The following is a 21,211-nucleotide window of genomic DNA, read 5'->3' on the forward strand; positions in this document are numbered from 1 at the left end:
TCAACCGTGCCCGCTACGGCCGCCGCGCCGCAACGGGTCGAGCAGGCTGCGTAAATCGTTGTGGTCGAGCTCGTACATGAGGGCCAGCAGCTCGCCCAGTTCGCCGCGCGGGAAGCCTTCGCGCGCGAACCAGCCGAGATAGTGGCCGGGCAGGTCGGCGATTTTGCGCCCTTGATATTTACCGTAGGGCATCTCGCGCGTCAGGAGCAGTTGCAGGTGTTCGGGTTTCATCGTGGCGCCACTTTAGCAAACGGGGTGAAAGGGGTAGCATTGTCGCCATGGGAGAACGCCATGGACAATGATTTCGATCTCGAGCGCTTCGTTGCCGCCCAGGACCCCGTGTATTCCACGGTGCTGGGCGAACTGCGCACCGGCCGCAAGCGCACCCACTGGATGTGGTTCGTGTTCCCGCAAATCGAGGGCCTCGGTTCGAGCGAGATGGCGCGCCGCTATGCGATCCGGTCAGGCGACGAGGCCGCCGCCTACCTTGCCCATCCGGTGCTCGGGCCGCGCCTGCGCGAATGCGCGCGGCTGGTTGCCCTCCACCGCGACCGCGACATCAGCGATATCTTCGACAGCCCGGACGACCGCAAATTCCACTCCTCGATGACGCTGTTTGCCGACGTGGCGCCCGATGAAGCCGTGTTCCAGACCTGCCTCGACCAGTTTTTCGATGGCCAGGCCGACCCGGCCACCCTGGCGCGGCTATAGCCCCTAGAGTGAGCACGGGCGTGCTGCGGGAGCGCGAGGCTGCGCTCGCGCGAGCCGGGATCGACTTGTGCGTATAATCCGCCGATATCTGTCTTCATTACTAGAAAATAACAACTCATGGCTTCAAATTCCGACAACATCAGCATGGCGGTGTTCTGCGATTTCGAAAACGTCGCGCTCGGCGTGCGCGATGCGAACTACGAAAAATTCGATATCAAACCGGTGCTCGAGCGCCTCCTGCTCAAGGGCAGCATCGTCGTCAAGAAAGCCTATTGCGACTGGGACCGCTACAAGGGCTTCAAGTCGACCATGCACGAAGCGAATTTCGAACTGATCGAAATCCCGCACGTGCGCCAGTCGGGCAAGAATTCGGCCGACATCCGCCTGGTCGTCGACGCGCTCGACCTGTGCTACACCAAATCCCACGTCAACACCTTCGTCATCATCAGCGGCGACTCCGACTTTTCGCCGCTGGTGTCGAAGCTGCGCGAGAACGCCAAGCAGGTGATCGGCGTGGGCGTGAAGCAGTCGACCTCCGACCTGCTGGTGGCCAACTGCGACGAATTCATCTTCTATGACGACCTGGTGCGCGAAGTGACCCGCGCCGCGGCCAAGCGCAAGGAAGTGCAGGATGCGCGCAAGGCCCAGCCACAGCAGCAGAAGCGTCCGGGCGACGACCGCCGCAAGGAAGAGCTCGAAGCGCGCAAGACCCAGGCGCTCGAAATGGTGGTCGAGACCTTCGATGCGCTCGTGTCCGAGCGCGGCGACACCGGCAAGATCTGGGCCTCGCTGCTGAAGGACACCCTCAAGCGCCGCCGTCCCGAATTCTCCGAGGTCTATTATGGCTTCCGTACCTTCGGCAACCTGCTCGAAGAAGCCCAGGCGCGCGGCCTGTTCGAGTTCGGCCGCGACGAAAAATCCGGCACCTATGTTTACCGCAGCAGCGGCGGGCCAGCCGTGGCTGCCGAGCAGCCGGGCATCGACCTGTCGGCCACCCTCATGCCAGGCGACGCCGGCGAGGAAGCTGCGGTGCAGGATGGGCGGGCGCCGCGTGACCAGGCGCGCGGCGAAGGCCGTGGCCGCGGTCGTGGCCGTGGTGGACGCGGGCAGGTCGCGGCTGTTGCGAGTGCTGCGGCAGGCGAGGGCATTGATGAGCCCGTCCTGCAGGATGCGCCGGAAGCAGTGCAGGCGCGCGACGACGCCGAGGACGAAGGACGCGGTCGTGGCCGTGGCGGACGTGGGCGCAAGACCTCGTATCGCACCGAGCTGCCGTTCGTGCCGGTGACGCCGGACGAAGTGGCGCAGGTCGAGGTACAGGCTGAAGCGCCAACGGAACCGTTCGACGTCGACGATGTCGCGGCAGCCGGGGCATGGCCAGCGGTTGCCGAGGATGTCGCGACGCCGGAGCCGGCAGTGGCGGCGGACGAAGCACAGCCGGAACCGGCAAAGAAGGAACGCCGCCGCGCACCGCGCAAACCTGCGGCGAAAAAGGGCGCTGCTGCGGCAATCGACGCCGCGCCCGTCGAGGTGGCGAGTTCCGACGCAGCAGCCGCGCCGGCGATCGCTGCCCAGGACCCGGCGGCGGCCCTGACCGTGTCGCCGCAGGCACAGGCCGCACCTGCCGACGAGCCGGACGAGGCGTACGAGGAGGAAGACGACGTGAATGGCAACGTGATGCCTGGCAGCAGGAACGCAAGCGGGCCGGGGCGCAAAGCAGCGGAACGCAAGCCCGCCGACCGCCAGGCTGCGGCACGCAAACCCGCGGCGCGCAGCCGCCGTCCGGCCAAGCCGAAAGCGACCCCGGGTAACGAGTAATAACAAGTAAGCAGGACCTGGCGCAAACCCGGCCGCCTTTGCGGCCGGTGCCGGCACCCCGGGGGCAACCCGGCAGGCGCCTGGTGGTCTAACCGAACGCTGCTCAACCGTAGTGAAAGGAACTGCCATGCGTGTGCCTGCCAGAATTTCGCTCCCGACCTTGCTCCTGACTTCCTTCTTCGCCGCCCTCTCGTCGGCGCAGGCCGCACCGCCCGCACCGGCGGCCAACCATCCGATCCTCGGTATCTGGAAACTCAGCCTGCCCGACCTGGGCTGCTCCGAAACCTACCGCTTCCGCGGCGACGGCACCACGCTCGTCACCAGTGCCGAGGAAGTCTCGGAGAGCGAGTACAGCATCCCCGACAAGCCGAGCGCGAAGGGCTTCTACAAGCTCGAGGACCGCATCGTCAAGGACAACGGCAAGAAGGATTGCTCGGGCGAGATCATGAAGGTGGGCACCCGGGCCACCAATTTCCTGCGCTTCCACCCGTCCGGGACACTGTTCCTGATGTGCAGCGACGAGACGATGCAAACGTGTATCGGGCCCTTCGAGCGGATCGAGGGCGAGGAAGCGTAGGACCCTCCGGGGGCAGGGCCGGTGGCCGCACATGCCTTCTACGTGTATATTGCTGGGCGAATCGTCAACACCCACGGAAATACATGTCCCCCGTTCTTCTTTTCTGCATCCTGATCGCCTATTTCGCGCTGCTCCTCGGCGTCGCCTGGGCCACCTCCCGCAACGCCACCAACGACAGCTTCTTCATCGGGAACAAGAGCAGCAACTGGATGCTGGTCGCCTTCGGCATGGTCGGCACCACGCTGTCGGGGGCTACTTTTATTAGCGTGCCGGGCGCGGTCGGCAAGGACGCCTTCGGCTATGGCCAGATTTTGATTGGTTACGTCTTCGGCTACATCGCGGTGGCCTACATCCTGCTGCCCCTGTATTACCGGCTGAAACTCACCTCGATTTACCACTACCTCGATGTGCGCCTGGGCCGCCGTGCCTACCAGAGCGGGGCAGGGTTCTTCATCGTCTCGCGCCTGCTCGGCTCGACCGCGCGGCTTTACCTGGTGGTCAATATCCTGCAGGCGATCATCCTCGACAGCCTCGGCATTCCTTTCTGGGCCACCACGCTCGTGATCCTGGGCATGATCCTGATGTACACCTACCAGGGCGGCGTCAAGACCATCGTCTGGACCGACACCCTGCAGACGACCTGCATGCTGTTCGGCCTGTTCGCCTGCGCGTGGTTCCTGCTGAACGAACTCGACATGTCGATGCTCGAGAGCCTGAACCGGATGCAGTCGCAAGGCCTGGCGCGCATCTTTACCTGGGACTTCGACAGCCCCAATTTCTTCTGGAAGCAATTCATTGCGGGCATCTTCATCGTCCTGACCATGACCGGCATGGACCAGGAAATGATGCAGAAGACGATTTCGGTGAAAACGCTGGCCGACTCGCAAAAGAACCTGCTGACCCTGACTGCGGTGCTGGTGGTGGTGCTGTCCTCCTTCCTGTTCCTCGGCGGCCTGCTGTACCTGTATGCGCCGGTCGCCGGCGTGGTTGAGACCGGGGACAAGATCTTCCCGGCCGTGGTGATGGGCCACTTGCCTGCCGCCGTGCAGATCATCTTCCTGATCGCACTCGTGTCGGCGCTGTTCCCGAGCGCGGACGGCGCGATCACCGCACTGACCTCGACCTTCTGCATCGACATCCTCGGCATCCAGCGCCGGACCGACCTGAACCAGCTCGAGAAAGAACGCCTGCGCCGCCACGTGCACCTCGGCTTCGCGGCGCTGTTCCTGGTGCTGGTGATGGGCTTCAAGTGGATCGACGAGCCGAGCATGATCGTCGTCATCCTGAAGCTGGCCGCCTACACCTACGGGCCGCTGCTGGGCCTGTTCGCCTTTGGCATGCTGACGCGGCGCACACTGACCGACAAACTGGTGCCTTTCGTCACGATCGGGGCGCCCCTTGTTTGCGCACTCCTTGAGTTCAATCAGCAATATTTACTCGGCAGCTATCGGCTGGGACTTGAACTGCTGATGGTCAATGGCATACTCGTATTCGGCGGCCTGTTTGCGATCTCGCACAAAGAGACGGCCGACAAACTCACCGTCACAGCCTGATTACCCTTTTTTAGCGGAGTTTCGATGTCCATCAAGCCCATGACTGCCCTGCGTCGCGCCTTTGGTGTGTTCTGGCGCGGGTTAGACGCCACCCGGCGTGTCGTGCTCAACACGCTGTTCCTGCTCATTGTCATTGCCCTGTTGTGGGCCATTTTCGGCGGCGGCGCCAAGCCGCTCGGCGAAAAAACCTCGCTGGTGCTGGAGTTGCGCGGCGACCTGGTGGAAGAGCACAGCAGCGGACTGCGCGATTCGCTGCTGGCCAACGTCGGCGGCGAAGTGCGCCGCGCGGTGGAACTGCGCGACCTGCTGGTCGTGCTCGACGCGGCGGCCAAGGACAAGAACATCGGCAGCGTCGTCCTGCTGCTCGACGAGCTCGACGGCGGCGGGCTCGCCATGCTGCACGAAGTCGGCGCCGCGATCGACCGCGTGAAGGCGGCCGGCAAGCCGGTCGTGGCCTGGGGCGGCAGCTTCGACCAGAAGCGCTACCTGCTCGCCTCGCATGCCAGCGAAGTCTATGTCCACCCGATGGGCATGGTGTTGATCGAAGGCTTCGGCCGGCGCAAGAATTACTACCGCGACGCGCTCGACAAACTGGGCGTGACGGTCAACCTGATGAAGGTCGGCACCTACAAGAGCTTTGCCGAGCCCTACATCAGCAATGGCCCGTCGCAGGCGGCCACCGAGGCCGATGCCTTCCTGTACGGCGCGCTGTGGCAGAACTACACGGCCAGTGTCGAGAAGAACCGCAAGCTCCCGGCAGGCGCCGTGGCGCGCAGCATCGAACAGTTGCCGCAGCTGATGGAAGCGGCGGGCGGCAACGCGGCCCAGGTCGCGCTGCAGGCGAAACTGGTGGACGGCATCAAGACCAAGGATGAAGTGCGCGCCATGATGATCAAGCGCGGCGTGTATGAAGAGAAGATCAAGACCTTCCGCCAGGTGTCCTTCGGCGACTACCTTGTGCGCAATCCGCAGAAAGCCCTTGGCGACGCGGTCGGCGTGATCGTCGCCGCCGGCGAAATCACCGAAGGCCAGGGCGGCCCGGGCGTGGTCGGCGGCACTTCGACCGCCAACATGATCCGCCGCGCGCGCGAAGACGACAGCGTCAAGGCGCTGGTCCTGCGCGTCGATTCGCCCGGCGGCAGCGCCTACGGCTCGGAACTCATCCGGCGCGAACTGGAACTGACGCGCGCGGCCGGCAAGCCGGTCGTGGTGTCGATGGGCAGCGTGGCGGCCTCGGGCGGCTACTGGATCGCGATGGCGGCCGACGAAGTCATCGCCGATCCGTCCACCATCACCGGTTCGATCGGCGTGTTCGCGATCATCCCGACCGCCGAGCGCGTGGCCGACAAGCTGGGCGTGCGCACGGCCGGCGTCACCACCACCTGGCTGGCCGACGCCTACAACCCGCTGCGCCCGCTCGATCCGCGCTTCGGCCAGCTGGTGCAGTCGAGCATCAACAACGTCTACCGCGAGTTCACCACCAAGGCGGCCGCGGCGCGCAAGACGACGCAAGCGAAGATCGACGAAGTGGGCCAGGGCCGTGTCTGGACCGGCGCCCAGGCCAAGGAGCGCGGCCTGGTCGACCGCCTGGGCAGCTATGGCGACGCGCTGCGTTCGGCCGCCAAGCGCGCGAAACTCGGCGACGATTTCCGCGTGGCCTATGTCGAGCGCCCGGGGACTGCCTTCGAGCGCTTCCTGTCGCTGCTGGGTGTATCGAGCGCGCAGGCCCTGACTATCCAGGTCAAGCTGGGCATCCTGCCAGACGCATTGCCTGCGGGCGCCGTGGCCACGGTGGCCAAGGACCTGGGCTGGCTGTCGGAGCTGGGCGATGGCAGGAAACCGTTCGCGGCGGTGACACATTGCCTGTGCGAGCTGCCGTAGGGAGCGGCTGGATAGGTAAAGTTATGTAGCGGGTTTGTATCGGCTGTTACAAATCTTGAAACAAAGCAGAGGGGCGCCGGATCATCCGGCGCCCCTTTTTTCATGCATGTCCGGCCTACCGCTTACATTGGTGTAAATCGGTGTAAAGAGATGCGGCGCGCTCCCTTCGACACATGCTGGCGAGCACGGCGCAATGTACGTTACGAAACATATCGCCGCACATGTCCATGCTACATTCCAAGCTGATTGCCTTATGCATGTGTCAGCAATTCGAACAACAAGGATGAGCATGGATTCGCCCGTAACCACCAAAAAACCTCCCGCCACCGAAGCGCGCCGCCGCCGCGGCAAGCTGATCGGCAGCGTCATCGCGGTGCTGGCCATGGCGGCGCTCGCGGCGCTGGCCTGGTACCTGACCCACCGCACGCCGCAGGGCGCAGGCGGGTCGGGGGCGGCCGGGGCAGCGGCAGGGGCCAGGCCCGGTGGCGGTGGCGGTCCCGGCGGTGGTGGTGGAGGCGGAGGCCGGGGCGGCCGCGGCGCGCCCGCCACCACGGTCGGCGTCGCCGTCGCCGAACAGGTCGACATTCCGGTCACGCTCGAGGCGCTCGGCACGGTGACGCCGGCGGCGGTGGCGACCGTGCGGCCGCAGGTGTCCGGCGTGCTGCAAAAGATCAACTTCACCGAAGGGCAGCTGGTGCGCGCCGGCCAGGTGCTGGCGACGATCGATCCCCGCCAATCGGAAATCGCGCTGCTGCAGGCGACTGGCCAGCGCCAGCGCGACGAAGCCCAGCTCGAGAACGCGCGCCTGCTGCTCTCGCGCTACCAGACGCTGCTGGCGCAGGACTCGATCGCGCGCCAGGAAGTCGATACGCAGGCGGCGCTGGTGAAACAGCTGCAGGCGACGGTCAAGACCGACACCGCGGCCGAGAACTTAGCTCGGCTTAACTTGGGTTATACCCAAGTTAAGGCTCCTATTGCCGGCCGCGTCGGCCTGCGCACGGTGGACATCGGCAACCTGGTGGGCAGCAATGACGCCAACGGCATCGCGGTGATCACCCAATTCTCGCCGATCGACGTCGAATTCGCGGTGCCGCAAGACCAGGTGCCGGAACTGCAGGGCCGCATCGCCCAGAACGCGACGCTGCCGGCCACGGCCCTCGACCGCACGCGCAGCACCACACTGGCCAGCGGCCGCTTCGCCGCGCTGGACAACCAGGTCGACACCCAGACCGGCACCGTGCGCGCCAAGGCGCGCTTCGAGAACACGGATAACAAGCTGTTCCCGAGCCAGTTCGTCAACCTGCGCCTGCAGGTACGCACCATCGAGGACGCCGTCGTCGTGCCCGTGAACGCCCTGCGCCATGGCGCGAACGGCGACTTCGTGTATGTGCTGAACGAGCAGGCGCGCACGGTGTCGCTGCGGCCGGTCACGCGCGGGCAGGCGACAGCCGACCGCGTCGAGGTGAAGACCGGATTGAAACCGGGCGAGCGGGTGATTACCGAAGGCGCGGACCGCCTGAAGGATGGAGCGAAAGTGACCTTGCCGGGGGATCGTCCGGCGCAGGGTGGGGCGGGTGGCCGCCAGGGCGCGCAGGGTGCACAGGGCGAGCGTCCGCGCCGCCAGCGCGAGGGAGCCGCGCAATGATTGCCGTCGTAGGGTGGACGGCTCTGCCGTCCACGCGTTCAACGCAAGGATGCGTTCGCGGGCAGCGTGATATGAACGAGGAACGTTCATGAGCCCATCCGGCCCATTCATCCAGCGCCCGGTCGCCACGGCCCTCCTGATGCTGGCCATCGTGCTGGCCGGCCTGGTCGGCTATAAATTCCTGCCGCTGTCGGCGCTGCCCCAGGTCGACTTCCCGACCATCCAGGTGCAAACCCTGTACCCCGGCGCCAGCCCGGAAGTCATGTCGCGCACCGTCACGGCGCCGCTGGAGCGCCAGTTCGGCCAGATGTCGGGCCTGACGCGCATGAGTTCGACCAGCGCCGCCGGCGTCTCGGTCATCACCTTGCAATTTGGCCTGGGCCAGACGCTCGACGTCGCCGAGCAGGAGGTGCAGGCCGCGATCAATGCCGGCGGCTCGCTGCTGCCTGCTGACTTGCCGGCGCCGCCGGTCTACGCCAAGGTCAACCCGGCCGATGCGCCGGTGCTGACGCTGGCGATCACCTCCGACACGATCCCGCTGACCGAGGTGCAGAACCTGGTGAACACGCGCCTGGCGCTGAAGATCAGCCAGGTTTCGGGCGTGGGCCAGGTGACGCTCTCGGGCGGGCAGCGCCCTGCGGTACGGGTGCAGGCCGACACCGAAGCGCTGGCCTCCCACGGCCTGGGCCTGGACACGCTGCGTACGGCGATCACCGCCGCCAATGCCAACAGCGCCAAGGGCAGCTTCGACGGCCCGACGCGGGCCTATGCCATCAACGCCAACGACCAGCTGGTCACGGTCGAGGACTATAAAAACCTGATCGTCGCCTACCGCAATGGGGCGCCTGTGCGGCTGGAGAATGTCGCGCGCGTGGTCGACAGCGCCGAGAACGTGCGCCTCGGCGCCTGGGCCAACCTGAAGCCCGCAATCATCCTCAACGTGCAGCGCCAGCCGGGCGCCAACGTGATCGCCACCGTGGACGGCATCAAGGAGCGCCTGCCGGAACTGCAGGCGGGCCTGCCGGCCGCCTTGCGCCTGGATGTGCTCTCCGACCGCACGACCGGCATCCGCGCCTCGGTCCACCACGTGCAGCTCGAGCTGCTGCTGGCCGTGGTGCTGGTGGTGCTGGTGATCTTCGCTTTCCTGCACAGCGTGCGCGCGACCGTCATTGCCAGCCTGGCCGTGCCGATCTCGCTGATCGGCACTTTCGGCATCATGTACCTGCTCGGCTACAGCCTGAACAACCTGTCGCTGATGGCGCTGACGATCGCGACCGGCTTCGTGGTCGACGACGCCATCGTCATGATCGAGAACATCTCGCGCTATATCGAAGAGGGAGAGCAGCCGATGGCCGCCGCCATCAAGGGCGCGGCGCAGATCGGTTTCACCATCATCTCGCTGACGGTCTCTTTGATCGCGGTCCTCATTCCGCTGCTGTTCATGGGCGACGTCGTCGGCCGCCTGTTCCGCGAATTCGCGGTCACGCTCGCCATCACGATCCTCATTTCCGGCCTAGTGTCGCTGACCCTGGTGCCGATGATGTCGGCGCGCTGGCTGCGCAGCCACGAAGAAGAAAAGCCGGGCAAATGGGCGAAGAAAACCCAGGCCTTTTTTGATCGCGTGATCCACAAGTACGACCGCGGCCTGGACTGGGTGCTGGCGCGGCAGGGCCTGACCCTGATCGTCGCCGTCGGCACGCTGGTGCTCACCGCGCTGCTGTGGGTGGTGATCCCGAAAGGCCTGTTCCCGACCCAGGACACGGGGCAGCTCCAGGCCAGGGTCGAGGCGCGCCAGGCGATTTCGTATGCGCGCATGGCCGAGATGCAGCAGGCCGCCGCCAAGGCGATCCTGGAAGATCCGGACGTGGAGTCGCTGGCCTCGAATGTGGGCGTGGATGCCGCGAACAACACGATGCTCCACACGGGCACCATGCTGATCAACCTGAAGGACGACCGCGGCAGCCAGGACGAGATCATGACGCGCCTGAAGAACCGCGTGGCGCGCGTGGCCGGCGTCACGCTCTACCTGCAGCCGACGCAGGACCTGACGATCGACGCCGAAAGCGGCCCGACCCAGTACCGCGTCTCGCTCGAGGGCGCCGACAACGCCACCGTGGTCGCCTGGGCGAAGAAGCTGGTGGCCCGCATGGCCGAGCAGAAGCAGCTGCGCAACGTGACGAGCGACGCCGGCGCGGTCGGCGCCGCCGCCGTGGTCCACATCGACCGCGACACCGCTTCGCGCCTGGGCGTCACCGCATCCGCCATCGACGACGCGCTCTACAGCGCTTTCGGCCAGCGCATCGTCTCGACCATCTTCACCGAGACCAACCAGTACCGCGTGATCCTCGAAGCCCAGCAGGATGAAGCCATGTCGCTGGCCAGCCTCGGCCGCCTGCAATTACGCACGGGTTCCGGCGAGCCGACGCCGCTGTCGGCGGTGGCGACCATCCGCGAGGAAGAGGCGCCGCTGCAGGTCACGCACGTGGCGCAGTACCCGGCCACCACCATCGGCTTCGACACCGCATCGGGCACCTCGCTCGGCCAGGCGGTGGACGCGGTGCGCGCGGCCGCCGCCGACATCAAACTGCCGCCGTCGGTCACGCTCAACTTCCTGGGCGCGTCCGGGGCCTACGAGAACTCGCTGTCGGACCAGCTCTGGCTGATCCTGGCCGCCGTGGTCTGCGTGTATATCGTGCTCGGCGTGCTGTACGAGAGCTATATCCATCCGCTGACGATTCTCTCGACGCTGCCGTCGGCCGGCGTTGGCGCGCTGCTGGCGCTGTGGATCACGGGGCAGGGCCTGGGCGTGATCGGCATCATCGGCATCATCCTCCTGATCGGCATCGTGAAAAAGAACGCGATCATGATGATCGACTTCGCGATCGAGGCCGAGCGCGACCAGGGCAAGACCCCGCTGGAGGCGATCCGCCAGGCCGCGCTGCTGCGTTTCCGCCCGATCCTGATGACGACGCTGGCCGCGCTGTTCGCCGCCGTGCCCTTGATGCTGGGCTGGGGCGAAGGCGCCGAGCTGCGGCGTCCGCTGGGCCTGGCCATTTTCGGCGGCCTGATCGTCAGCCAGTTGCTCACCCTGTTTACGACGCCGGTGATCTATTTGTCTTTTGATCGTCTTGCGCGCCGCTGGAGCGGCAAGGCGCCCGCCAAGCCGCGCGAGGTCGGCGCATGAACCTGAGCAAACCGTTCGTCCAGCGCCCGATCGCGACCGTCCTGCTGACGCTCGGGCTGGCGCTGGCGGGCATCGCGGCCTTTTTCGTGCTGCCGGTGTCGCCGCTGCCGCAGGTCGACTTCCCGACGATCTCGGTGTCGGCCTCGCTGCCGGGCGCGAGCCCGGAAACCATGGCCAGCAGCGTCGCCACGCCCCTGGAGCGACGGCTGGGCGTGATCGCCGGCGTCAACGAAATGACTTCGAACTCGGGCAGCGGCTCGACCCGCGTCAGCCTGCAGTTCGACCTGAACCGCAAGATCGATTCGGCCGCGCGCGAAGTGCAGGCCGCGATCAACGCCGCCCGCGCCGACCTGCCCGCCACATTGCGCAGCAACCCGACCTACCGCAAGGCCAACCCGTCGGACGCGCCGGTCATCATCCTCGCGCTCACCTCGCCAACGCGCAGCCCGAGCCAGATCTATAACGCGGTATCGAACATCGTGCAGCAGCGCCTGGCCCAGGTGCCGGGCGTGGGCGAAGTGGAGATCGGCGGCGGCTCGCTGCCCGCGGTGCGCGTCGAACTGCTGCCCTACGCGCTGAACCGCTACGGCGTCTCGGCCGAAGACGTGCGCGCCGCCATCCAGTCGAGCAACCCGAACCGCCCGAAGGGCGCGATCGAGGGCAACGGCAACCGCCTGCAGATCTACTCGCAAGCCGATACTCCCACCAATGGCCGCACCGCGGCCGACTACCGCGGCCTGGTCGTCGCCTGGCGCGGAGGCGCCGCGATCCGGTTGCAGGACGTGGCCGAAGTCATCGACGGCCCGGAAAACATCAACACCCTTGGCCTGTTCAACGGCGAGCCGGCGGTGGTCGTGCTGATCACGCGCCAGCCGGCGGCGAACGTGATCGAAACGGTCGACGGCGTGCGTGCGCTGCTGCCGTCCTTGCAGGCGCAACTGCCGGGGGACGTGAAGCTGCAGGTGGCGTCCGACCGCACCAACTCGATCCGCTCGTCCCTGCACGAGATCGAGTTCACGCTGATGCTCTCGATCCTGCTGGTGGTGCTGGTGGTCTCCGTGTTCCTGCGCAGCGTGCGCGCCACCATCATCCCGGCGGTGGCGACCGTGGTCTCCCTGCTGGGCACCTTCGGCGTCATGTGGATGCTGGGCTTTTCCCTGAATAACCTGTCGCTGATGGCCCTGACGGTCGCCACCGGTTTCGTGGTGGACGACGCCATTGTGGTGCTGGAGAACACGGCGCGCCATATCGAAGCGGGCATGGACCGCATGCAGGCGGCGCTCCTTGGCGCCCGCGAAGTGGGCTTCACCGTGCTGTCGATCAGCCTGTCGCTGGTGGCCGTGTTCATTCCGCTACTGTTCATGGGTGGGCAGGTGGGCCGGCTGTTCCGCGAGTTCGCGGTGACCCTGTCCGCCGCGGTGATGATTTCGCTCGTGATCTCGCTGACCACCACGCCGATGATGTGCGCCTGGCTGCTGAAGAAGGGCCATACCATCGAGCGCCCGCCGGGGCGCTTCGCGCGCTGGGCCGAGGGCGGTTTTAATTCGCTGCTGCGCGGCTACGAGCGCTCGCTCGACTGGGCGCTGGGCAGCATGGGCCTGGTGATGGTGATCTTCGTCTTCGTGATCGGCCTGAACTGGTACCTGTTCACCGCGATCCCGAAAGGCTTCTTCCCGCAGCAGGACACGGGCCAGATCAGCGGCGGCATCCGCGCCGACCAGAGCATCTCCTTCCAGGCGATGCAGGGCAAGATGACCCAGCTGGTCAACATCATCAAGCGCGATCCGGCCGTCGACACCGTGGTCGGCTTTACCGGCGGCGGGCGGGCCGGCGGCGGCTTCATGTTCATCAACCTGAAGCCCGCTTCCGAGCGCACGGACAAGGGCCAGGCCGTGATTGCGCGCTTGCGGCCGAAACTGGCGCGCGTGACGGGCGTGTCGCTGTTCCTGAATCCGGTGCAGGATTTGCGCATGGGCGGGCGCTCGAGCAATTCGACTTACCAGTACACGCTGAAGAGCGACAGCAGCAGCGACCTGAAGGAGTGGGCGGGAAAGCTGGGCGAGGCCATGAAGCGCCAGCCGGCGCTGGTGGACGTCGACACCGACCAGGCCGAGAACGGCGTCGAGATGTACGTTTCCATCGACAAGGACACCGCCGCGCGCCTGGGCATCAGCACGCGCGATGTCGACAATGCGCTGTACAACAACTTCGGTCAGCGCCAGGTCGCCAAGATCTACGATGAACTGAACCAGTACAACGTGATCATGGGCGTGGCGCAGAGGTATGCGCAGTCGCCGGAAGCCTTGAAGGACGTGTATGTGCCGGCGCGCAGCACAGATGGCAGCACAGCTAGTGCCGGCACCAGCAGCAACAGCGGCAGCAACGCGACGCTTGCAGCGTCCGGCGCTCCGGCGCCGGCCTCGACGCTCACCGCCACCCGCGACGCCTCCAGCGGCTCGGCCCTGTCCAGCAGCGCGTCGACCATGGTACCGTTGTCAAGCATCGCCAGCTTCGCCGAAAGCTCGACCCCGACCTCGATCAACCACCAGGACGGCGAACTGGCGACCACCGTCTCGTTCAACCTGGCCGAAGGCTTCAACCTGGAAGACGGCCAGGCGGCCGTGCGCCAGGCCGAAGCGGACATCGCCATGCCGTCCAACGTGCGCGGCAGCTTCGAGGGCACGGCGCGCGCGGCGGAGGAATCGAACAAGGAGCAGCCGCTCCTGATCCTGGCGGCGATCGTGGTCATCTACATCGTGCTCGGCATCCTGTACGAAAGCCTGATCCACCCCATCACGGTGCTGTCGACCCTGCCGTCGGCCGGCGTTGGCGCGGTGCTGGCGCTCCTGATGTTCAACATGGAGTTCTCGATCATCGCGCTCATCGGGGTCTTCCTCCTGATCGGCATCGTCAAGAAGAACGCGATCCTGATCATCGACTTCGCGCTCGAACTCGAACGCTCGAAGGACCTTACGGCGCTGGCGGCCGTGCGCGAAGCCTGCCTGCTGCGCTTCCGCCCGATCCTGATGACGACCCTCGCCGCCGCCCTCGGCGCGCTGCCGCTGGCGATCGGCTTCGGCGAAGGATCGGAGCTGCGCCAGCCGCTCGGGATTGCCATCATCGGCGGCCTGATCGCCAGCCAGGTGCTGACCCTGCTGACCACCCCGGTTGTCTACGTCCTGCTCGACAGGTTGCGCCGCAAGACCCCGGGCGAGCGCGCACTGGCGCGCCATCCGCTGGAAGAAGCCACCCCATCCATGTCCAAGTAAATAAGCGATGAGTACCCCTATGCAAAGATCCAAGCCGCTCCGACTCACCCTCATTGCACTGGCGCTCAGCCTCGCCGGCTGCGCCGGCGGCCCGGCCTACCAGCGTCCCACGACGCCCGAGCCGGTGGCGTTCAAGGAGCTTGAGGGCTGGGTGCCGGCCGCCCCGGCGGACGCGCTCGAGCGGGGACCGTGGTGGCAGCTCTTCAACGACCCGGTGCTGGACGGCCTGGCCGCCGGCGTCGAGGTCTCGAACCAGAACGTGGCGGTGGCGGCGGCCAATTACGCGGCCGCCCGCGCGCTGGTGGCGCAAGAACGCGCCGCGCTGTTCCCGACGGTGTCGCTCGGCCTGTCCGCCGACCGTTCCGGCGTGCGTTCGCAAGGATCGGACAGCAACTACCGCCTGAACCTGGGCGGCAGCTGGGAGCCGGACGTGTGGGGCAGGCTGCGCGCCGGCGTGACCAGCGCGCGCGCAGGGGCCGAGGCAAGTGCCGCCGACCTGGCCAGCGCCAGGTTGTCGGCCCAGGGGGAACTGGCCGCCAACTACTTCACCCTGCGGGCACTGGACGCCCAGCGGGCCTTGTTGCTGCGCACGATCACCGGCTACGAGCGCGAGCTGCAGATCACGCAAAACCGCTTCAATGTCGGCATCGTCGCCCGGACCGACGTGCTGCAGGCCCAGACCCAGCTCGCCAGCGCCCGCGGCGACGAACTGTCCCTGGTGCGCCAACGCGCCCAGTTCGAACATGCGATCGCGATCCTGGTCGGCAAGGCCCCAGGCGAGTTCGCACTCGCTCCGCTGGCCGAATGGCGAGTCACGGTACCCGAGGTGCCGGTCGGGGTGCCTGCCACGCTGCTGCAGCGCCGTCCCGACATCGCCGCCGCCGAACGCGATGTCGCCGCCGCCAATGCCGAGATCGGTATCGCGCGCTCGGCCTATTTCCCGAACATCGGCCTGTCCGGATCGCTGGGAACCGGCGGCAGCCGCGTGGGCGACCTGTTCTCGGCCTCGAACGCGGCCTGGTCGTTCGGCCTGTCGGCGGCGCAGTCGATCTTCAATGCCGGCGCCACGCGCGCGGGCGTCGCGGGTGCGGAAGCCCGCCACCAGGCGGCCGTCGCGCGCTACCGCCAGACGGTACTGAATGCCTTTGCCGACGTCGAAGACCAGCTCAGTGCCACCCGGGTGCTGGCCCAGCAGCAGGAGCTGCGCCGCCAGGCCTCGGAAGCAGCGGACCTGGTCGAGCAGCAGATCATGAACCGCTACCGGGCGGGGCAGGTGGGCTTTACGGAAGTGGTACAGGCGCAGGTGACGGCGCTCAACGCGCGCCGCTCGCTGGTGCAGGTGCAGAGCGACCGGCAGACGGTGGCGGTGGCGCTGATCCAGTCGCTGGGCGGCGGCTGGCGGGCCGGCACGCAGCCTTAAGGGGGCGTGCCCGGGAACCGGTTAACCGTTACGGATCTACTTTTCGTTTGATGACGGGTGTGGCTGTCTGCTTTCAATGTCCGCACCCGGGCGCCGCGCCCACCGCTGCGCCAGCACCGCGCATACCATCAGCTGGATCTGGTGGAACAGCATCAGGGGCAGGATGATCATGCCCAGTGCCGACGGCGCGAACAGCACCTTGGCCATCGGCACGCCGCTGGCCAGGCTCTTCTTCGAGCCGCAGAACACGATCGTGATTTCATCCTCTTTCGAAAAGCCGAGCCGGCGGCTGGCCCAGGTGGCCAGGCCGAGCGCGATCGCCAGCATCAGGCAGGACAGGCCGATGAGGGCGCCGAGCGTCGGCGCCGAGATGTGCTGCCACAAACCCTCGGTCACCGATTCGCTGAACGCGGTGTACACCACCAGCAGGATCGAACCCTGGTCGACATAGCGCAGCAGCGGCTTGTGGCGGTCGATGAAGGCGCCGATCCAGGGGCGCAGCAGTTGGCCGGCGATAAATGGCAGCAGCAGCTGCTGGACGATCTTCATCACCTGGGCAAAGCCCGATCCGTCGCCGCTCGCTCCCGTCGCGCCCTGCAGCATGAGGGCGCCGACCAGCAGCGGCATGAGGAAAATGCCGATGAAGTTCGAAGCCGACGCGCTGCAGACGGCCGCCGCCACATTGCCGCGCGCGAGGGCCGTGAAGGCGATCGACGACTGCACGGTCGAGGGGAGCAGGCACAGGAACAGGATGCCCATGGTCAGTTCGGGCGTCAGCAGGATGAGCGCCAGCGGCTCGATGGCCAGTCCCATCAGCGGGAACATGACGAAGGTACTGCACAGCACCAGCAGATGCAGGCGCCAGTGGGCGATCCCGGCGACCAGCGCTTCGCGCGAGAGCTTGGCGCCGTGCAGGAAGAACAGCAGGCCGATGGCGACCGTGGTGACCTTGCCCAGGGCCAGCGCCGCGGCGCCGCTCGCCGGCGCGATGCTCGCCAGTGCGACCATGCCCATCAGGGCGATGGTGAAGCCGTCAAGCGCGAGGCGGCGCATGGTTCTGGCGAGGAGGGCGGGCATGCTTGCCATGGCGTCTTTCAAGCGGATGAGCCCTGTGGGCGACCGTCCATTCTAGCCAAAAGGCAGGCAGCGCTGTCGGCATTCTTGACAGTGCCCCGCGCCCGCCGAAGCCGCGTCCGTCCAAGCGCTTGATTCATTTAAGAAACTTTTTTCAGGCACCGGTTTTGCTTGGCTGACGGACTGACAACTCCACCTGAAAGAGAGGGTTCCATGAAGAAGACCTTGCTCCCCGCGCTGCTGGGCTGCGCACTGCTGGCCGGCGCCGCCCATGCGCGCACGGCAAACGACAACGAGAAGGCCACCGCAGCCTATTACGCCGCCCTGGTCGCCAGACCGCAGCCGCGGCTCGCCGAGCTGGCGCTGTTCCTGAGGCGCATGCCCAAGGGCGGCGACCTGCACCATCATTATTCGGGATCCGTCTATGCCGAGCAGTACATGCAGTTCGTCGACAACGCGAAACACTGCGTCTACAAGGACACGTTCAAACTGGAGAAGGCACCCGAGATCGTCAAGGCTGAACTTGCCAAGCCGCCGAAAGAGGCGAAATGCGTGTCCGGGCTGGACTTGATGGCCGACGAAGCGGCCTGGCGCGAACTGCTCAAGCGCTGGTCCTCGAAGGACTTCGCGACGTATGGGGCGGGCCAGCTCGCGCCGGACCGGCAGTTTTTCCAGACCTTCGAGCGCTTCGGGGATTTCTCGAGGCTGAACTACGCCGGGGCCTTCCGGGACCTGAAGGCGCGGGCGAAAGCGGAGAACGTCGGGTACCTCGAAACGATGCTCAAGACGGCGCCAAGGATCACCGATGCCGCGTTCGACACCAGTGTGCGCACGCTCATCAAGGGCAAGGATTTTACCGGCCTGGAGGCGGCGCTGAAGGCGCGGCGCGAACAACTGCTGCAGGATGGCGACTTCCAGAAAGAGATCAGGAAGTACATGGACGCAGTTGCCGCCGACTCGAAAGACATCGACGACACCGATTTCACGCTGCGCTTCCACGCCTATGCCACGCGCAATTACACGCCGGCCGAAGTGTTTTCCTCGCTGGTGTCGGGCTTCGAGATGGCCAAGCAGAATGGCAAGGTAGTCGGTGTCAACATCGTCGGGCAGGAAAGCCTGGCCATGCCGATGCACGATTATGCTTTGCACATGCGGATGATTGGCTTCCTGAAGTCGCTCGATCCCGGCGTGAAGGTGTCGACCCATGCGGGCGAACTGGCGATGGGTGACGTGCCGCCGGAAGGCCTCCAGTTCCATATAGCCGAGGCGCTGGGCACTGCCCAGGCGGACCGCATCGGCCACGGCCTCGATATCGCCCATGAAGACAATGCGGAGCAGCTGCTGGAGCGGATGGCGAATGGACTGCCGCGCACGCAGGACATGCCGAAAGGCGCACCGCCGGTCCCCGTCGAGATCAACCTGACTTCGAACGCCTTCATCAGCGGTGTCGAGGGCGCGGCCCATCCGGTCACCCTGTACCGCAAGTATGGCGTGCCGATCGTGATCTCGACCGACGACGCCGGGGTCACGCGACACACGCTGTCGCACGAATACCTGCTCTTTGCCAGCCGCTACAAGCCGGGCTACGCGGAGCTCAAGCGCATTTCGCGCAACAGCATCGAGTATTCGTTCGCGGATGTCGGCACCAAGCGACAGCTGCTGCGCCAGCTCGACGAGCGCTTCGCCGCGTTCGAGGAACAGGTCGCCCGGCGCGAGGCGAGGCTGGCGGCCCGCGCGAAGAAATGACCACGGCGTGAAGGGGCGCGACCGTTCGGGGAGCACGGGCGGGCGCGCCTGTATGGAGGTCAAAAAACCGTTTTCGTCCCCCGGCAACCGGGCTATACTCGCCGTTTTGTTTTCACTCATCCGGGGTCAACCTTGTTCAAATCGATCGTCCTTCCTGCGGCTCTTCCAGTCCTTCTGCTGGGCGTCGCCGGCCACGCCGTTGCCGACGAAGGCCAGTGGCAGCCGCACCAGCTGCCGCAGCTTAAATCCGAACTGAAACGCATCGGCATCACCATGCCGGCCGAGAAGCTGGCCGACCTGTCGAAGCATCCGATGAGCGCGATCGTGTCGCTGGGCGGCTGCTCGGCCTCGTTCGTGTCGCCCGACGGCCTGGTGGTGACCAACCACCACTGCGGTTACGGTTCGATCCAGCGCAATTCGACCCCGGAAAAGAACTATATCGTCGACGGCTTCCTGGCCAGGACCCGCGCCGAGGAACTGCCGGGCGGCCCGAACGCACTCGTGTACGTGACCGAGAAGGTCGAGAACGTCACCGACCGCGTGCTGAAGGACCTGGGCGCGTCCATGTCGGGCCGCGAGCGCAACGAGGCGATCTCCTCGCGCATCAAGGCGCTGATCGCCGAGTGCGAGACCGACAAGGCCTACCGCTGCTCGGTGCCGGCCTTCCACCGCGGCCTCGAGTACTACCGCATCCGGCAGCTGATGATCCGCGACGTGCGCCTGGTGTATGCGCCGTCGGACAAGATCGGCAACTTCGGCGGCGACATTGACAACTACGAATGGCCGCGCCAGACCGGCGACTACACTTTCCTGCGCGCCTACGTCGGCCCGGATGGCCGCCCGGCCGACCCGTCGCCGAACAATGTGCCGTATAAATCGAAGGACTTCCTGGTGGTCTCGGCTGAAGGCCTGAAGAACGGCGACCCGATCCTGCTGGCCGGCTACCCGGGCCGCACCAGCCGCTACAAGCTGCCCTCGGAAATCCGCTTCGCGCGCGACGTCGACCTGCCGGGCAAGGTTGCCACCATCCAGGCCGACCTGGACGTGATTGCCGCCGCCACGAAAGGCAACGCCGCCTGGGACGTGCGCTACGCCAGCGTCGCCAAGAGCCTGAACAACGTCATGAAGAAGAGCCAGGGCCTGCTCGACGGCTTTGCGCGCAAGGACATTGCGTCGATCAAGGACGTGCAGGACGCCGAGTTCCGCAGCTGGTATGCCCGCAGTGCCAATGGCAGCGGCAGCGGCAAGACCTTGCTGGGCGACCTCGATGCCGTGATCGCCGCCGACATGGCGCTGTCGCGCGAAGAGGGCGCCTACGGCGAAGCCACCCACAGCGACCTCCTGAAAAGCGCACGCACCCTGTACCGCCTGGCGCAGGAGCGCCAGAAGCCGGACGCCCAGCGCGAAACCGGCTACCAGGAACGCGACCTGTCCTTCATCAAGGCCCGCCTGACCCGCCTCGAGCAGTCGTTCGTGCCGAACGTCGACCGCGCCCGCTGGGCAGCCGCGCTGACGCGTTACGCGAAGATCGACCAGAAGCTGCGTCCGCAAGGGCTCGATGCGCTGGTGCCGAACGCTGGTAACCTCGACGGCTTCTACAAGGGCACCGAGCTGGCCGATACCGCGAAGCGCCTGGCCTGGATGGGACAGGACGTGCAAGCATTCCGCGCCTCGAAGGACCCGTTCATCCAGCTCGCGGTGCGCCTGAACGATGTCGCCACGAAGCTCGACGAACGCCGCAAGGAAGTCGACGGCAACCTCGACCGCACCATCCCGCAATACATGTCGGCCGTGATCGCCTACCGCAAGTCGCAGGGCAAGCCGGTCTACCCGGACGCCAACTCGACGCTGCGCGTGACCTACGGCACCGTGGCGCCGTATTCGCCGCGCGATGGCCTGGTCAAGGGTCCGTTCACGACCGTCGAGGGCATCGTCGAGAAGGAAACCGACAAGGATCCATTCCTGGTGCCGGCGACGCTAAAGAAGGCGGTACTGGAAAAGCGTTACGGTGTCTTCAAGGACCCGGTGCTGAACACGGTGCCGGTGAACTTCCTGTCGAGCGCCGACACGACCGGCGGCAATTCCGGTTCGGCCGTGATGAACAAGCGCGGCGAACTGGTCGGCTTGAACTTCGATTCGACCTACGAGTCGATCACCAAGGACTGGTACTTCGACACCGCGATCACGCGCGCGATCCACGTCGACATCCGCTACATGCTGTGGGTGATGAAGGAAGTCGATGGGGCGGATAACCTGCTCAAGGAAATGACGATCAAGTATCCGAAGAAATAAGCGCTCGGTCCTCGAAACGCAGAAAGCGGCGCCCCTGGGGCGCC

The 21,211-nt window shown here is 66.1% G+C and carries 13 protein-coding genes; 11 read left to right on the forward strand and 2 right to left on the reverse strand.

Annotated features, from left to right (window positions below; genetic code table 11):
- A complete protein-coding gene (locus tag ACFPN5_RS20125; protein WP_379785577.1) occupies positions 1-231 on the reverse strand; it encodes a DUF3820 family protein in 231 nt (76 codons plus the stop codon).
- 60 nt (positions 232-291) lie between these two features.
- On the opposite strand from ACFPN5_RS20125, the gene ACFPN5_RS20130 reads away from it, so the two are divergent.
- The 9 genes from ACFPN5_RS20130 (at position 292) to ACFPN5_RS20170 (ending at position 16,055) form a co-directional block, all read left to right on the forward strand.
- The gene (locus ACFPN5_RS20130) at positions 292-711 is read left to right on the forward strand and encodes a DUF1810 domain-containing protein (protein ID WP_379785578.1); all 420 of its coding nucleotides are present in this window, start codon (positions 292-294) and stop codon (positions 709-711) included.
- 117 nt (positions 712-828) lie between these two features.
- Complete coding sequence (locus tag ACFPN5_RS20135; protein ID WP_379785579.1) at positions 829-2,526, forward strand: NYN domain-containing protein; 1,698 nt, start codon at positions 829-831, stop codon at positions 2,524-2,526.
- A 127-nt stretch (positions 2,527-2,653) separates the two neighbouring features.
- On the forward strand, positions 2,654-3,103 hold the full coding sequence (locus tag ACFPN5_RS20140) for a hypothetical protein (RefSeq protein ID WP_379785580.1): 450 nt from the start codon (positions 2,654-2,656) through the stop codon (positions 3,101-3,103).
- Between the two features lie 83 nt (positions 3,104-3,186).
- On the forward strand, positions 3,187-4,656 hold the full coding sequence (locus ACFPN5_RS20145) for a sodium:solute symporter (protein ID WP_379785582.1): 1,470 nt from the start codon (positions 3,187-3,189) through the stop codon (positions 4,654-4,656).
- Between the two features lie 24 nt (positions 4,657-4,680).
- On the forward strand, positions 4,681-6,537 hold the full coding sequence (sppA, locus tag ACFPN5_RS20150) for a signal peptide peptidase SppA (RefSeq protein ID WP_379785583.1): 1,857 nt from the start codon (positions 4,681-4,683) through the stop codon (positions 6,535-6,537).
- Between the two features lie 289 nt (positions 6,538-6,826).
- Positions 6,827-8,182, forward strand: a complete 1,356-nt coding sequence (locus tag ACFPN5_RS20155) for an efflux RND transporter periplasmic adaptor subunit (RefSeq protein WP_379785584.1) — start codon at positions 6,827-6,829, stop codon at positions 8,180-8,182.
- Between the two features lie 88 nt (positions 8,183-8,270).
- Entirely contained in the window at positions 8,271-11,366 is a 3,096-nt protein-coding gene (locus ACFPN5_RS20160; protein ID WP_379785585.1) for an efflux RND transporter permease subunit, read from the forward strand.
- Complete coding sequence (locus tag ACFPN5_RS20165) at positions 11,363-14,635, forward strand: efflux RND transporter permease subunit (protein WP_379785586.1); 3,273 nt, start codon at positions 11,363-11,365, stop codon at positions 14,633-14,635. Before ACFPN5_RS20160 ends, ACFPN5_RS20165 begins: the two co-directional genes overlap by 4 nt.
- A gap of 19 nt (positions 14,636-14,654) precedes the next feature.
- Positions 14,655-16,055, forward strand: a complete 1,401-nt coding sequence (locus ACFPN5_RS20170; protein ID WP_379785587.1) for an efflux transporter outer membrane subunit — start codon at positions 14,655-14,657, stop codon at positions 16,053-16,055.
- Between the two features lie 36 nt (positions 16,056-16,091).
- Here the strand turns inward: ACFPN5_RS20170 and ACFPN5_RS20175 are convergent, their stop codons facing one another.
- A complete protein-coding gene (locus tag ACFPN5_RS20175) occupies positions 16,092-17,141 on the reverse strand; it encodes a bile acid:sodium symporter family protein (RefSeq protein ID WP_379785588.1) in 1,050 nt (349 codons plus the stop codon).
- A gap of 201 nt (positions 17,142-17,342) precedes the next feature.
- Here ACFPN5_RS20175 and ACFPN5_RS20180 point away from each other — a divergent pair, with 201 nt between their 5' ends.
- Positions 17,343-18,875, forward strand: coding sequence for an adenosine deaminase (locus ACFPN5_RS20180; RefSeq protein ID WP_379785589.1), 1,533 nt, complete (start codon positions 17,343-17,345; stop codon positions 18,873-18,875).
- Positions 18,876-19,007: 132 nt separating this feature from the next.
- Positions 19,008-21,167, forward strand: a complete 2,160-nt coding sequence (locus ACFPN5_RS20185; protein WP_379785590.1) for a S46 family peptidase — start codon at positions 19,008-19,010, stop codon at positions 21,165-21,167.
- The last annotated feature ends 44 nt before the right edge of the window (positions 21,168-21,211 follow it).

It is taken from the genome of Massilia niabensis (assembly GCF_042655085.1).
In the GTDB taxonomy this organism is placed as follows: Bacteria; Pseudomonadota; Gammaproteobacteria; order Burkholderiales; family Burkholderiaceae_D; genus Telluria; species Telluria niabensis.